We start from the raw sequence: 14,985 nt of genomic DNA on the forward strand, positions 1-14,985 counted from the left end.
TGGCAGCGCAGAGGCCCTGCATTCAATACTAAAAATCCTAACCGATAGATGAGCAGAGCTAAACCGAATTCTCCTCAAGCTCATTCAGCAGCCATTCTTTCAAGGCCAGCGCCCCTTCTGACAGGCTATCGTTTTCTCGTTCAACCAGATAGAAATTATGCGGCGCAGGGATGCTGAATGCCTCTAAAGCCACAAGTTTCCCGGAATCCAGCATGGGTTTTAGCAAACGCTTCCAGCCGAGGGCGACTCCAGCGCCCTTTCTGGCAACCTGCAGGGCCAGAGCATAGCTGCTTACACGCGCTTGCGTCTGAATACTCTCATTAAACCCTAACGCCTGAAACCAGTCCGTCCATGTGGTCCAGTTGCTGTGTTTGGTTGCAAGGTGAATCAGGCGGTGTTCTGTCAGGTCTCGGAGGTTGGCCCCTTTAAGCTCTTCCGCCAGTTCGGGGCTGCAAACGGGTGTCAGAATATCCCGGTACAGCTTAGTATGCGGCAGAGAGGCATTCGGATCTTTGCCGTATCGAATGAAAAAGTCCACGTCAGAGCGATCTGCAAAATATGCATCCTCGGCCATTTGGTTCACTTTTACGTGCGGATAGTCCTGCCAAAACCGAATGACCGACGGGGACAGCCACAAGGCGGCAACCGCTGTTGTGGACCCGACGGTGACATGATTGTCGGAATCCCCGCTGCGAATCTGTTCAAGAACTTTCGAGATTTTCAGGAAAGAGCTTCCCAGTGCCTCTAGCAGCGCCGCGCCATCCTCGGTCAGTTCAACGCCGCGATGTTTACGTATGAAAAGCGGGGATGCCAGCTCGGCCTCCAATGCTTTGATCTGATGACTGACAGCGCCGGGCGTGACGGACAATTCGCTTGCAGCAACCTTGAAACTGAGGTGCCGGGCGGCAGCCTCGAAGGCAGAAAGCGAGGCAAGCGGAGGTAGATTGTAGTGGCGTCGCGACATGAGGGATACGTGGCTCTGAGGTTTTTGATTGAGCTACCTTCACCTGAGCGCGAAAAATATTGCAATTGAAAACTATCTTTTTTTCTGCAGTTTTGCGCCTGATGAAGTTCCGTCTTTCTCGAAGGGCGGTATTGCAGTTCTTTGCCGTCCCTCCGAGGCGCGCCCCGACCCAAGCCAGGAAGTAGTCAACACCAAGGCCGACACAATGACTGCCTTTCTGCGGTTCTTTTCGGCGCAAGATAAGATGAGTAGCCCGATGAACACTCAGAAAGCGCGTCTGATCCGAAAAACTGAACTCAGCTCGGACACTTCGGATTTCTGCTTCGAAATTGAACAGGGGCGTTTCACCGGACTTGAACCCGGCGCGCACGTGGATATCCACCTTGGTGACGATCTGGTGCGTCAGTATTCTCTCTGGAGTTGGAGCCAAGACGGTCGCACCCTCAACGTCGCCGTCAAGCGTGAGGATGGTGGTCGCGGGGGGTCGCTGACCATGCACGCATTGGACGAGGGGGTTGAGGTCGCCATCGGAGGTCCGCGCAACCACTTCAAGCTTGAAAGCCATGATCGCCACGTGACCCTTATCGCGGGCGGTATTGGTGCCACCCCGATGGTCGCGATGGCGCGTGAGCTGCTGAATCGGGGCCAGGATTTCCGGGTCTATTACTTGGTCCGATCCAAAGATCTAGCCGCGATGGATGACAAGTTTCGCGCTTTGGGTCTGGATGAGTGGTACCATCTGCATTGCGACGACACAGACGGGCAGTTCGATTTGACCGCTGTCATGCAATCCATGCCGATGGGCGCTGATGTCTACACTTGCGGTCCGGAACCGATGCTGAACGCGGTCCTCGAGTCTGGCAGCGCTCTGCGCGGTGGGGCCATCCACTTTGAGCGTTTTGCGGCTGCTTCCGATATCGAGCACGCGCCCAACGACAGCTTTGAAGTCGAGGTCCAGTCGACGGGAGCTGTCTTAAAAGTGTCCAAGGATGAAACCATTCTCGACGTGCTAAGAACCAACGGAGTTCATGTGGATTTCGGTTGCTCCGAAGGTCTGTGCGGGTCGTGCATGGTGGACGTCGTCGAAGGTGAGGTGGACCACCGGGACGGCATACTGACACCCGAGGAGCAAGCATCGAACAGCTTTCTATGCACCTGTGTATCCAGGGCAAAATCCGACCGTCTGGTCTTGGCACTTTAAGAAGATAACCTGACAGCAAGCCGGGTTTTTCGGTGCGCAACGTCTACAAGAAACGCAAAAATGGGAGGAAATTGATGTCGATTAAGGAACCGTTTACGGATTTGGACATTAAGACCGCGGATAGCGGTTTTTATGAGAACAACAGCGTTCCGATTGCGCTGATCAGTAAGGGTGTAATGGTAGCCCTTGTGCTTTGGGCGCTGATTTTTCCGGCGAACGCGAACAGCACTCTGGGCAGCTGGAACTCTCAGATTCTGGAGGTCTTCAATAGCTTCTACGTCATCATCGTAGGTCTGTTTTTCTTCTTTCTGGCCATCGTTGCGCTGCTGCCGGCCACCGGCAAGCGGGTGATGGGGACGCCCGGGGAAAAGCCCGAGTTCTCGAATTTCTCGTGGTTCTCGATGATGTTCGGCGCCGGTCTGGGTGTGGGCCTGATGGTGTTCGCCACCGCCGAGCCTCTGGGCCTGTGGGGTTCCAACCCCGTGGTTGTTGCGGGCGACGTGCCCGGCAATGAGCCCGAGGCGGTCCAGTCGGCCTATCGCTACACCTATCTGCACTATGGCTTCCACGCCTGGGCGATCTACGTGGTGACCGGCCTGTCGCTGGCCTATTACGCCTATACGCGCAACATGCCGCTGACCATCCGCTCGGCGCTGACGCCGCTGTTTGGCAAGCTGATGAACGGTTTCCTGGGCCATGTGGTCGACGTTCTGGGCGTTGTGGCAACGATCCTGGGTGTGTCGGTCACCATCGGCTACGGCGTCAGCCAGTTCATCGACGGTGTCTATGCGATCACCGGGATGGAGTGGATCATGGACCTCAATGGTGAAGTTCCGGCCCCGTCGAAGGTTGGCCTGATTGCAGGTCTGCTGGTGATCATGGGCCTGTCGATCATCTCGGCTGTGTCGGGTGTTGGACGGGGTGTTAAGTACCTGTCGAACCTGAACTTGGTGCTGTCGATCATCCTGCTGGGCACATTTGTCGTCTTCGGCTCGTTCGTCTTTGCGATGACCACCTATGGCACCGCGCTGGTGGATTACATCCTGCACTTCCTGTCGCTGAGCTTTGGCGCCTATGGTCCGCTCTCGGCCGAGGCGTTTGCAGCGGCTCTACCGGCCGAGGCTCAGGCCCATGCGGATGCCCTGATGGGTGGCGCGACCAATGCCTGGGGCAGCTATGACGGCTTCAAGAGCGGCCTGGAAGGCGCGGCAGCGGAACTCGACGAGGCCACTCTGGCCGCGGCCTATGCCGCCGGTGAGCAGGGTCGTCAGTTTGGCTGGCAGGCAGGCTGGACCACGTTCTACTGGGCCTGGTGGATTGCGTTCTCGCCCTTTGTTGGCCTGTTCCTGGCGCGCATCTCGAAGGGTCGCACCGTGCGTGAGTTCATCCTGGGCTGTGTCTTCGCACCGGCGCTGGTCTGCTTTGCATGGATGACGGTTCTGGGCGGCACCGCGATCGATCTGGAACTGGCCGGTGAAGCCGGAGGCGCGATCATCGGGGCCTCGAACACCAACAAGCTGTTCGTGACGCTGTCCTACATGATCGACGGTGGTCTGTTGTCGATGCTGAACGTGATGTGCGTTGTGCTGATCATGACCTTCCTGGTGACCTCGGCGGATTCGGGCATCCTGGTGATGAACACGATCATGTCGGGCGGCAGCCAGGAGACGGGCATCAAGCACCGCATCATCTGGGGTCTGATCCTGTTGGCGGTGATCGGCGCGCTGATCCTTGCAGCGGGTGAGAACAACCCGATGGACGCTCTGCGCAACGCGATGATCATCGGCGCGCTGCCCTTCACTATGGTGATGGGCCTGATGATGGTCGCCCTCGCCAAGGCACTGTTCCGCGACAGCCAGCGTGACAAACACGCCGAGGCACCACAGGCCGCAGAATAAACCCACCAAAACACAAACAAGCCAAGCGCCGCCCAAAAGGGCGGCGCTTTTGCGTTGATAGAGTAGGGCCCCGTAGAAAGGGCACCGTCGGTTATCCCGCGACGACACTTTGCCGTTGTACGCCCAATCCTTCGATTCCAAGCTCCATGCGGTCGCCTGGCTTCAGATAGGTTTGCGGGTTCTGCCCCATGCCAACACCCGGGGGCGTTCCGGTTGAGATCACATCGCCGGGCTGCAGCGACATGAATTGCGACAGGTGCGAGATCACCGTCGCAACACTGAAATGCATCGTTCTGGTCGAGCCGTCCTGATAGCGATGCCCGTTCACCTCAAGATACATTAGCAGGTTTTGCGGGTCCGAGACCTCATCCCGTGTCACCAGCCATGGGCCGATAGGGCCGAACGTGTCGGCGGACTTGCCTTTGACCCACTGCCCCGAGCGGTGCAGTTGAAAATCGCGTTCCGACAGATCGTTGACCACGCAGTAGCCCGCGACATGGTCCAGCGCCTCTTCTTCCGAGATATACTTGGCCTCTTTTCCGATGACGACGCCCAGTTCGACTTCCCAATCGGTTTTGACCGAGCCGCGCGGAATTTCGACGGTATCGTCCGGGCCTATGATGGCCGAGGTGGCTTTGAAGAAAATCACCGGCTCTTGCGGCAGTTCCATACCGCTTTCGGCGGCGTGATCCGCATAGTTCAGGCCGATGCAGATGAACTTGCCAACATGACCGACGCAGGCGCCGATACGGGGTGAGCCGTCGACTTTGGGCAGGCTCGCGGGATCAATCGCCTGCAACCGTGCAAGCGTTTCATCCCCCAGCGCTTCGCCCGAAATGTCGCTAACCTCCCCCGCAAGATCGCGGATCGTACCTTTGGCATCCAGCAGCCCGGGTTTCTCAGCGCCCTTCGGGCCATAGCGGAGCAGTTTCATATCGCGCCCCTTCTTTGTTTAGCTCGTTCAGCCGCCGCCGATGGCAGACGGCTGTTCGATGGTATTTCTGCTGGCATCGCCCGCAATGCGCATCCTGCAGCGTTAAACATCCTCAGGAAGCAGATCAGTAGGAATGTCCTGATAGCAGACCGGCCGCAGGAAACGACGGATCGACAGAGTACCAACCGATGTCGCGCCAAAATTCGTCGAGGCCGGGTAGGGGCCTCCATGAACCATACTGTCGCAGACCTCCACCCCTGTGGGGAAGCTGTTGGCCAGCAGGCGCCCGGCTTTCCGCTCCAGCAGCGGCAGCAACGCCTGCGCGTCGGGTTTGTCGCTGGGGTCCAAATGCAAGGTGCAGGTCAGCTGGCCTTCGATGGCGCGCGCAATCTGCTGCATCTGAGCTGTGTCGCGGACGCGGACGACGATGCCGAGCGGGCCAAAGACCTCTTCTTGCAGTTTGTGATCGGCCAGCCAGTCATCACCGGACACCGTAAACAAGTAGGGCGCCGCATCACGCGTCGCGCAGCTGATGCCCATGATCTGGGTGACCCCGGTGCCCGCCGCAACACGCGAAACCCCCTGACGGTAGGCTTCGGCAATGCCATCGGTCAGCATGATTTGCTCGGCTACAGCGGACAGGCCAGCTTCGGCGGCAGACTGGAACGCATCTGCCTCGGGGCCGTCAATTATAACCGCGATGCCGGGATTGGTGCAGAACTGCCCTGCTCCCATGGTCAAAGAGCCAGACCAGCCGGTCCCGATCTCAGCCCCGCGCGCGGCGGCGGCCTGCGGCAGGATGAACATTGGATTGACTGAGCCAAGCTCACCGAAGAACGGGATTGGTTCGTCGCGTTGCGCGCACAGATCGAACAGGGCGCGACCACCAGCAAGGCTGCCGGTAAATCCAACCGCCCGGATCAGAGGATGCTGCACCAGACGCGTTCCCACATCCCGCTTGCCGCCTTGCACCAATGAGAACACACCGGGATGAACGCCTGTCGCCTTGATGGCGGCGTCGATGGCCTGCGCGACGATCTCACCAGTGCCGGGATGCGCCGAATGACCCTTGACCACGACGGGGCAGCCTGCGGCCAACGCGGCCGCCGTATCGCCCCCCGCGACCGAGAAGGCCAGCGGGAAGTTGGACGCGCCGAACACAGCCACAGGCCCCAGCGGGCGCTGGATCATGCGCAGGTCGGGGCGGGGCAGGGGTGCGCGGTCGGGCATGGCCGGGTCGTGGCGCATATCCAGATAGTCGCCCGCCTCAATGTGATCGGCGAACAGACGCAGCTGACCGACGGTACGGCCACGTTCGCCTTGTAAACGGGCCTCGGGTAGGCCGGTTTCTTGCGTTCCGATTTCAGTGATCGCTTCGCCACGTGCGTCAATCTCGTCGGCGATCTTGCGCAGCAAGGCCGCCCGCTCGGCCCGGGTTGACCATCCGAATGAGGTAAACGCCTCCTCGGCGGCGCCTACGGCACTGTCAACCAGCGCAGGCGTGCCAACGGCAAAATCATGGCTGGGACCATGGGCAGGTTCCGATGCAAAAGTGGCGTCTGCGCCGACCCATTCGCCAGCGATCAGGTGTTTTCCAGTTAACATTTTGGTTCTCTCTTACAGCAGGCCGCGTTGGGCGAGGTTTCGCATCAGGTGTGAGGCCCCGAAGGTCCATTCGGGGCATTCCGTGGACAGGCGCACCGTGTTTGTCAGCGCCCCAAGCTGGCTGTTGGCGATGGTGACGATATCGCCCAGTTTATGTGTAAAGCCGCCTCCGTGAGTGTCACGGTCCTGGGTTGGGGCAAAGAGCGTGCCCAGAAACAACATCAGCCCGTCCGGGTATTGGTGATGGCGTCCAATGGTCTGTTTCACAAGATCCGCCGGATCGCGGCTGATCTGGGACATGGAAGACGCGCCATTCAGAACAAACCCATCGGGTCCGGTGACAGTCAGCGTCAACTCGGCCTTGCGCACGTCGTCGAGGTTGAAGCCATCGTCGAACAGCCGGATCATTGGGCCGATCGCGCATGAGGCGTTGTTGTCCTTGGCCTTGCTTAGCAACAGGGCCGAGCGCCCCTCGACATCGCGCAAGTTCACATCGTTGCCCAAGGTCGCGCCCTTGATTTCGCCGCGAGAGGTTACGGCCAGGACCACCTCGGGTTCGGGATTGTTCCAGGTGGAAATCGGGTGCAGCCCGATATCCGCATCCGAGCCGACCGAAGACAAAACCTGCGCTTTGGAGAATACTTCGGCATCTGGACCAATCCCGACCTCCAGGTACTGGCTCCAGAGTCCTTCTTCGATCAGCGCCTCTTTGACCTTTGCGGCCTCATCCGAGCCGGGCGTGATATTGGACAGGCTGTCGCCAATCCGCGCGCCGATGCGCGACCGTATCGCCTCGGCCTTGGCCGGATCACCTGCGGCCTGTTCCTCGATCACGCGCTCGACCATGGAACCGGCAAATGTGACGCCGCAAGCTTTGACCGCTTGCAAGTCACAAGGAGCGAGCCACTGATGATCCGCGTCAAACGGGCCAAGGTCTTCGCCCTGCGCCGCTCGGACGTAATCCGCTGCATCGTCCCGCTCAAGAATATCCCGAACGGTTGGCGCAGTTTTCGACGTGATGTCGACCACGCGGCCATCCCGTAGGGTCACTACGCAGGGGCCAATCCCAGCGCGCTCAATACGTCCGAGCCACAGCCCGTTGGAGTCCAGATTTGGTAGAGTCATATCAATCCCTGAGGTTATAGGCCCGCGCGGCGTTGCCACCCATGACGGCATCGCGTTCGGAGCTGCTGAGCTGGCTCAGCAAAAGGTCTGTGGTTTCCAGCCAGCGTTCATAACTGCTCGCCAAGGTGCAAACGGGCCAATCGCTGCCCCAGATCAGGCGCGACGGGCCGAAGGTGTTCAACAGGTGGTCCACATAAGGTCGCAGATCATCGACGGTCCAATCGGATGCGGCTTCGGTGACAAGACCGGACAGTTTGCACCATGCGTTGGTCTCGCTGGCCAGCGCTGCCATATCCTCGGCCCAACCCTCGAGTATTGCGTCCTGGATCAGCGGCTTGGAGCCGTGATCAATGACAACCTTCATGTCCGGATGACGAGACAGTAGCTTTCTGAGCGGTCCCAGATGCTGCGGCAAGGTCAATGCGTCGAACGTCAGGCCCCGCGCTGTGAGTTCAGCAAAGGCTGGAGTCAGAGCGTCGCCGAGCATCCATTGTGGGTCGGTAATGTCCTGGATCATCGGACGAAGCCCAACCAGCGCTGGGTGCGCATCCAACGCAGCGATTTGGGTCGCCGCATCCGAGGCTTCGAAATCGGCCCAACCTACAACACCTTTGATAAATGAGGTCTCGTCCGCCAGGGACAGCATATATTCCGTCTCGGCCACCGTCGGAGCAGCCTGCACCAGCAGCGTACCTTCAATGCCAGCGTCTTTCAGCATTGGGGCCAGATCATCGGGGGTAAAGTCGCGGTAGATCACGTCCAAGTCAGGCGTCAGCCAGCCATAGTCCCCCCGCGCCACGGCCCAGAAGTGCTGATGCGCGTCAATCCTCATCCGATCACGCCCTTTTTCAGGATGATATTGCCGTAGAGCCTGCGCTCGCCCGTTTGAACGATGGCAAACGCGTCCGCCGCACGCTCATAGAAGGCAAACCGCTCGAGCCCCTGAATCTTAGCAGGGTTGTCCGCAGTCGTGTCGATGATCTCCTGAAAATCCGCGACGGCTTCGGGAATTGCGTCCGGATCACCGACTACCTTCATGGTCAGGGCCGGGTCGGTCACGAATGTATCAAGAGGCATCACGGACAGCACAGCCCGCAGCACCTCACTGGCGGTTGACCCATCCGCCCGGATGCAATCCGGGCCGGTGCTTGTACCGGGAAAGTTCGCATCCGCGATCACGATTTCATCGCCGTGACCCATGGCTCTGAGCGCATGTAGCAGGCTGGGCGACAGAATGGGGTCGATGTTACGCAGCATCGGCGGCCTCACTCGGAAGCGGTGCATCCGGACGGATCAGCCCCTCGGAGCGCAGATCAGACCAGAGGCCCGGGGGCACTTCCCGTTCTAGCAGGTCCACGTTGGATTGCACCTCGGCTGCGCTGACGGCACCCGGCACGACTGTTTTGACGCACGGATGGCCCAGAACAAATTGCTGGGCCGCCGCGATCAGAGGGGTGTCATGCGCAGCGCAAACGGCCTCGATCTTACGGACGCGCGCCAGTATTTCCTCGGGCGCATCGGCGTAATTGTATTTTGCACCCGGCACGGCTCCGGTCGCGAGGATGCCGGAGTTGTATGGCCCGCCCAGAATGATCCCCACGTCGCGCTTTTCACAAAGGGGCAGGAAACTGTCCAATGCCTCTTGCTCAAGCAACGTATAGCGACCGGCCAGCAGGAAGCCGTCGAAATCGCCCAGACCCAGCAGCTTTTCACATACCTGCCATTCGTTCACACCTGCGCCGATGGCGGCGATCTCTCCGGCGTCGCGCAGCTCAACCAGAGCCTTGTAGCCGCCGCCGTCGAACAGTTCACGCACCTTGGCGTCCGACATTTCCTGACTGCCCTGGCTGAACACACAGACGTCATGCACCAGAAGGATATCGGCATTTGCGACCCCGATCCGCTCACGGCTGGCCTCGTAGGACCGCATCACGCCGTCATAGGTATAGTCGAACACGATCCGTTTTTGCGGAACGTCCACGAAGGCCTCGGGTGTGACCTCATGTGGTTCGCAATCCAGCAGCAGACGCCCGATCTTGGTGGACAGTTGGATATTCTCTCGGCCAAGGCGGGCAATCGCTTCACCAAAGCGGCGCTCGGACCGCCCAAGCCCGTATTGCGGTGCGGTGTCGAAGAACCGAATGCCCGCATCGTAAGCGGCCTGAAGCGCGGCCTGCGCGTCCTCATCCGACACTTTGCGGTACAGGTTTCCCAGCGGGGCACCGCCAAATCCCATCCGGGTCAGCGGAACGGGCCGCGCGGTGCGGTTATTGAGCAATTCTGTCTGTGAAACGGTCATCCTGCCTCGCTGTGCGACTGTTGGGTGAGATTGAAAAGGTGGGGCTTTTGCTGCCTGAGCTCCTCGATGCTCGGCATCAGCTGTCCCAAATGGGCGCGCATTGCGTCCTGAGCGGCCTGTTCGTTGCGGCTGCAAATTGCGTCAAAAATGGCTTTGTGTTCCGCCAGTGTTTCCGCAATCCGGCCGGGGGTCGGCAGCAACAGCATCCGCGCCCGGCTCACCTGCAGAGAAACATTCTGTGCAACGTTGGCGAGGTGACGGAAGCCGGTGAAGTCCATCAGCATGCCGTGAAACTCTTCGTCGGCCTGATAGAAGCCGGGAATATCATCATCTTCGATCAAAAGCTCTTGCAGGCGCATATTGCGGCTGAGGCGTTTGCGCTGATCTTCGGTCAGGTCCCGCGTCACTTTGGCGACGGTTGCTAGTTCGAGTGCTTCACGGAGAAAGGCGCCTTCGCGGATTTCGTCCATCGAGAAATAGGACACACGCGTCCCCGATTGCGGGACCACATCCACCAAACCTTCAGATGCAAGCCGGGCGATGGCGTCCGCAACAGGCGCGCGTGACACGCCTAAACGCTCGCAAACCGGGGCCTTCCGAAGATTCGCGCCCGGTGGAAAGTCCAGCGCCAGAATCGCCGTTTTCAAAGAGTGGTGAACCCGCTGAGCCAGCGACCCTTCGGTGGTCGCAATCTCGGGCAGGAGAGAGGCGTCAATATCTTGGAGCTTGTTCATGATCAGGGTTTAACATTCTAACATGTTAGTTGACAATAGAAGATCTACCACTTAGCAACATGGGCCAAGCAAGCGGGGAAGTGATGCAAGCACACGACGGCACAAATGTTCTGGAAAAGGCTGCGCGGGACGTGGTTCAGCTGAACCCTGATGACAATATTGTTATTGCCCTGCGTGACTTGCAGGCGGGCGAGCAGCCGACACATGTGCCGACACCTCTGACCTCGCAAGTGGCCCGCGGGCACAAGATTGCGACGATGCCGATTCGGGCTGGCGAAAATGTCATCCGCTACGGCCAGATCATCGGTCAGGCCAAAAACGACATCGCACCCGGGGATCACATCCATGTCCACAATCTGGGAATGGGCGCGCATCAGCAGGACTATGCGCATGCCAGCGCCAATGCTCCGCTGCCGGCGCTGACTGCAGATCGGACGTTTGACGGGTATCACCGTGCCGACGGTCGGGTAGGGACCCGCAACTATATCGGCATCCTGACCAGTGTGAATTGCTCGGGCTCGGTTGCAAGGTTCATTGCAGAGGCGGCCGAAAAGTCCGGGCTGCTGGATGATTTCCCCAATGTCGATGGGGTGGTGCCGATTGTGCATGGCACGGGCTGCGGCATGTCCGGCAAGGACGAAGGCTACGCCACCTTGTTCCGCACACTGGCTGGTTACGCGCAGCACCCGAATTTCGGAGGAATCCTGCTGATCGGACTGGGATGCGAGGTCATGCAGGTCGCAGACCTTGTCGGAGGACGCCCGATCCGGTCAGACGGCGCGTTGCGCTACATGACCATTCAGAACGAGGGTGGTACACGCCGCACGATCGAACGCGGTTTGGATGAGCTGCGGGGAATAGCCGAGCTGGCCAATCAAGCCGAGCGCGCGCCGGCACCAATCAGCGCAATCACCGTTGGGATGCAATGCGGCGGATCGGACGGGTATTCCGGGATCACGGCCAATCCAGCCCTTGGGTATGCCTCAGACCTGCTGGTGCGCCACGGCGGAACGACGATCCTGTCCGAGACGTCCGAGATCTATGGGGCGGAGCATCTTTTGACCTGCCGGGCCGAGACCATCGAAGTGGGCGAAAAGCTCATAGAGCGCATCCACTGGTGGGAAGACTACACCGAGCGCAATGGCGGCGAAATGGACAACAACCCAAGCCCCGGCAACAAGCGCGGCGGGCTGACGACCATTCTGGAGAAATCGCTGGGCGCTGTCGCCAAAGGCGGCACGGCCCCGCTCCGCGATGTTTATAAGTTCGGCGAGAAGGTGGACAAACACGGATTCGTCTTCATGGACAGCCCCGGATTTGATCCATGCTCGGTTACAGGGCAGGTGGCCTCAGGCGCAAACCTGATCGTGTTCACCACCGGGCGTGGTTCGGTGTCGGGTTATCAGCCAACACCCTGCATCAAATTGGCGACCAACTCGGAAATGTATGCCCGGATGGCAGACGACATGGATCTGAACTGCGGCGACATCGTCACCGATGGCGTCGGCATCGAAGCCAAAGGCGAAGAGCTGTTCGAAATCCTGATCCGTGTCGCCTCAGGCGAGAAAACCAAAAGTGAAGAACTTGGCTTTGGGGGCGTGGAGTTCGTCCCCTGGCAAATCGGCGCGGTGATGTAAGCCGCACCGCCCTTGGGGAGAGGGGCAGAATGGGAGGAGAAATGACGAAACTGGTCGACATGACGGGGATTGATAAGCACTTCCCCGGTGTGCATGCGCTGAAATCCGTGCAGTTCGATCTGTTTCCGGGTGAAGTTCACGCGCTGATGGGCGAGAACGGTGCCGGGAAAAGCACGCTGATGAAGATTCTCTCGGGCATCTATCAGCGTGACGGCGGCGATCTGGTGATCGAGGGGCGATCTGTCAGCCCAACCACCCCGCGTGAGGCGCAGGATCTGGGCATCGGCATCATCCATCAGGAACTGAGCCTGATGAATGACCTGACCGTCGCGCAGAATATCTTCATCGGACGCGAACCGCGCAAAAGCTTTGGTCGTCTGGACGAAGCCGCGCTGAATGCGCAAACGGCCGAGATCTTCGCCTCGATGAACCTGAACCTCGACCCCAAGGCGCTGGTCGGCAGCCTCACCATTGCAAAACAGCAGATGGTCGAGATCGCCAAGGCTTTGTCCTTCCGGTCGAAAGCTCTGATCATGGACGAGCCGACTGCCGCCCTGAATGACGCCGAGATCGCCGAGTTGTTCGTGATCATCCGCCGCCTCAAGTCTGAGGGTGTGGGTATCGTTTATATAAGCCACAAAATGGATGAGCTGAAGCAGATCTCGGATCGGGTCACGGTCATGCGCGACGGGGAATATGTCGGCACGGTGGGTGCCGCAGAGACCCCGATCAGCCAGATCATCGCAATGATGGTGGGGCGTGAGGTGAATGAGGAACCTCTGGACGTGCCCGATCTGGGCGATGCTGAGGTTTCGCTGCAAGTTACAGGCTTGAGCCGCAGCAAAGAAATCCAAGATGTCAGCTTTTCGGTTCAGAAAGGCGAGATACTCGGCTTTGCCGGACTAATGGGCGCTGGCCGAACCGAGGTCGCGCGGGCAATCTTTGGCGCTGATCCAAAAGATGCCGGTGAAATCCGAGTGCATGGTCACGTGGTCTCGATCAAGTCGCCGACTGACGCGGTGAAGGCCGGGGTCGGGTATCTATCTGAGGATCGCAAACATTTCGGCCTCGCCACGGGGATGAATGTGCGGGACAATATCGCGCTGGCCTCGATGGATCTTTTCACAAGCGCAGGCGGCGTTCTGAACGACAGTGAAATCAGCACCACCGCCAAAGGCTACATCGCGCAGCTGGGCATTCGGACGCCATCAGATGTGCAAGAGGTTCGGCTGCTGTCCGGCGGTAATCAGCAAAAGGTGGTCATCGCCAAATGGCTGCTGCGCGATTGCGATATCCTGATCTTCGATGAACCCACACGGGGCATCGACGTCGGTGCAAAATCCGAAATCTACAAACTGCTTGAGGAGCTGGCAGAGCAGGGCAAGACGATCATCGTGATCTCGTCCGAATTGCCCGAGATCATGCGCCTCAGCCACCGCATCGCCGTGATGTGCGAAGGCCGGCTGACCGGCATTCTGCCCGGCGGAAAAGACACCACACAAGAAGACATCATGCATCTGGCCACGCAACGCGCTGCGGCGATGCAGGTAACGGGGACAATTCAATGACCACAGCTACGGATATCGACAAGAAAAAACCCCTCGGGGGTTTGTCGGAAAGCGGCGCCTACCAGAAAATGCTGGCCTTCGCGAGCTTGATCGCGTTGCTGATCGGCTTTTCGATCGCGTCGCCGAACTTCATGCAAACCTCGAACATGATTGCGATTTTGCAGGCGACCTCGGTCAACGGTGTACTGGCGGTTGCTGCGACTTTGGTGATCATCACCGGCGGGATCGACCTGTCGGTGGGCACGTTGATGACCTTTTGCGCGGTGATCGCGGGGGTGGTGCTGACCTATATGGGCATGCCGTTGCTATTGGGTGTCGCGGCCGCAATCGCGGCGGGTGCGTTCTGTGGCCTGTGTTCGGGGACCTTCGTCGCCAAGATGAAAATCCCACCCTTCATCGCCACACTCGGCATGATGCTGATCCTGAAGGGGCTCTCGCTGGTGATCTCGGGGACGCGACCAATCTACTTCAATGACACGCCGGGCTTTGACCAGATCTCGCGCGGGTCGCTGATCGGAGAGGTCTTCCCAGCGCTGCCCATCCCCAATGGCGTGCTGATCCTGTTCATCGTCGCCATCGCCGCCTCTTATATCCTGAGCCGCACAGTTCTGGGCCGCTATACCTTTGCGCTGGGGTCGAACGAAGAGGCGGTGCGCCTGTCCGGTGTCAACACCGATATGTGGAAGATCCGCATCTATGCGCTGGCCGGAGCGATCTGCGGCATTGGCGGCATTCTAATCGCCTCGCGTCTGAACTCGGCACAGCCTGCCTTGGGCCTTGGGTACGAGCTGGAGGCCATCGCGGCCGTTGTCATCGGTGGCACATCGCTCTCGGGCGGTCGCGGCACGATCCTGGGCACATTGATCGGCGCCTTGATCATGGCGGTTCTGACCAACGGGCTGCGTGTCCTGTCTGTCGCGCAGGAGTGGCAGACCGTTGTCACCGGCGCGATCATTATTCTGGCGGTCTATGCCGACATGGCACGGCGCAAGAAGTCCGGCTGAGAATAACAAAATAGAA

At 59.4% G+C, this 14,985-nt stretch carries 13 protein-coding genes; 5 read left to right on the forward strand and 8 right to left on the reverse strand.

Features of this window, described 5'->3' with window-relative positions; all coding sequences use genetic code 11:
- Positions 1-58: 58 nt before the first annotated feature.
- Positions 59-964 (reverse strand): LysR substrate-binding domain-containing protein, encoded by a 906-nt coding sequence (locus tag ACR3FB_RS18260; protein WP_480565740.1) that lies wholly within the window; start codon positions 962-964, stop codon positions 59-61.
- Between the two features lie 256 nt (positions 965-1,220).
- Here ACR3FB_RS18260 and ACR3FB_RS18265 point away from each other — a divergent pair, with 256 nt between their 5' ends.
- Both ACR3FB_RS18265 and ACR3FB_RS18270 read left to right on the forward strand, forming a co-directional pair.
- Positions 1,221-2,165, forward strand: a complete 945-nt coding sequence (locus tag ACR3FB_RS18265) for a PDR/VanB family oxidoreductase (protein WP_480565742.1) — start codon at positions 1,221-1,223, stop codon at positions 2,163-2,165.
- Positions 2,166-2,239: 74 nt separating this feature from the next.
- Complete coding sequence (locus tag ACR3FB_RS18270; RefSeq protein WP_480563951.1) at positions 2,240-4,063, forward strand: BCCT family transporter; 1,824 nt, start codon at positions 2,240-2,242, stop codon at positions 4,061-4,063.
- Positions 4,064-4,154: 91 nt separating this feature from the next.
- On the opposite strand, the gene ACR3FB_RS18275 is transcribed toward ACR3FB_RS18270, so the two are convergent.
- From ACR3FB_RS18275 to ACR3FB_RS18305, 7 genes are all read right to left on the reverse strand, one after another.
- Positions 4,155-4,997, reverse strand: a complete 843-nt coding sequence (locus tag ACR3FB_RS18275) for a fumarylacetoacetate hydrolase family protein (RefSeq protein WP_480566515.1) — start codon at positions 4,995-4,997, stop codon at positions 4,155-4,157.
- Between the two features lie 102 nt (positions 4,998-5,099).
- Positions 5,100-6,602 (reverse strand): aldehyde dehydrogenase (NADP(+)), encoded by a 1,503-nt coding sequence (locus tag ACR3FB_RS18280; RefSeq protein WP_480566517.1) that lies wholly within the window; start codon positions 6,600-6,602, stop codon positions 5,100-5,102.
- Between the two features lie 12 nt (positions 6,603-6,614).
- Positions 6,615-7,727, reverse strand: coding sequence for a fumarylacetoacetate hydrolase family protein (locus ACR3FB_RS18285; protein WP_480566519.1), 1,113 nt, complete (start codon positions 7,725-7,727; stop codon positions 6,615-6,617).
- A 1-nt stretch (position 7,728) separates the two neighbouring features.
- Positions 7,729-8,559 carry an amidohydrolase family protein gene (locus ACR3FB_RS18290; protein ID WP_480566521.1) on the reverse strand — a complete coding sequence of 277 codons (831 nt, stop codon included), beginning with the start codon at positions 8,557-8,559 and terminating at the stop codon, positions 7,729-7,731.
- Positions 8,556-8,984, reverse strand: coding sequence for an RbsD/FucU family protein (locus ACR3FB_RS18295; RefSeq protein WP_480566523.1), 429 nt, complete (start codon positions 8,982-8,984; stop codon positions 8,556-8,558). The genes ACR3FB_RS18290 and ACR3FB_RS18295 overlap by 4 nt, the downstream gene beginning before the upstream one ends.
- Entirely contained in the window at positions 8,974-10,026 is a 1,053-nt protein-coding gene (locus ACR3FB_RS18300; protein WP_480566525.1) for an aldo/keto reductase, read from the reverse strand. The genes ACR3FB_RS18295 and ACR3FB_RS18300 overlap by 11 nt, the downstream gene beginning before the upstream one ends.
- Complete coding sequence (locus ACR3FB_RS18305; RefSeq protein WP_480566527.1) at positions 10,023-10,760, reverse strand: GntR family transcriptional regulator; 738 nt, start codon at positions 10,758-10,760, stop codon at positions 10,023-10,025. The genes ACR3FB_RS18300 and ACR3FB_RS18305 overlap by 4 nt, the downstream gene beginning before the upstream one ends.
- Positions 10,761-10,843: 83 nt before the next feature.
- Between ACR3FB_RS18305 and ACR3FB_RS18310 the strand changes: the two genes are divergently transcribed.
- From ACR3FB_RS18310 to ACR3FB_RS18320, 3 genes are read left to right on the forward strand one after another with little or no spacing between them, the layout of a single operon-like run.
- On the forward strand, positions 10,844-12,397 hold the full coding sequence (locus ACR3FB_RS18310; RefSeq protein WP_425085737.1) for a UxaA family hydrolase: 1,554 nt from the start codon (positions 10,844-10,846) through the stop codon (positions 12,395-12,397).
- A gap of 41 nt (positions 12,398-12,438) precedes the next feature.
- Positions 12,439-13,965: a sugar ABC transporter ATP-binding protein gene (locus tag ACR3FB_RS18315; protein ID WP_480566529.1), complete on the forward strand. Its 1,527-nt coding sequence runs from the start codon at positions 12,439-12,441 to the stop codon at positions 13,963-13,965.
- Entirely contained in the window at positions 13,962-14,969 is a 1,008-nt protein-coding gene (locus ACR3FB_RS18320; protein ID WP_480566531.1) for an ABC transporter permease, read from the forward strand. Before ACR3FB_RS18315 ends, ACR3FB_RS18320 begins: the two co-directional genes overlap by 4 nt.
- Positions 14,970-14,985: the final 16 nt, after the last annotated feature.

The sequence above is a fragment of the Ruegeria sp. AO1 genome (assembly GCF_056535985.1).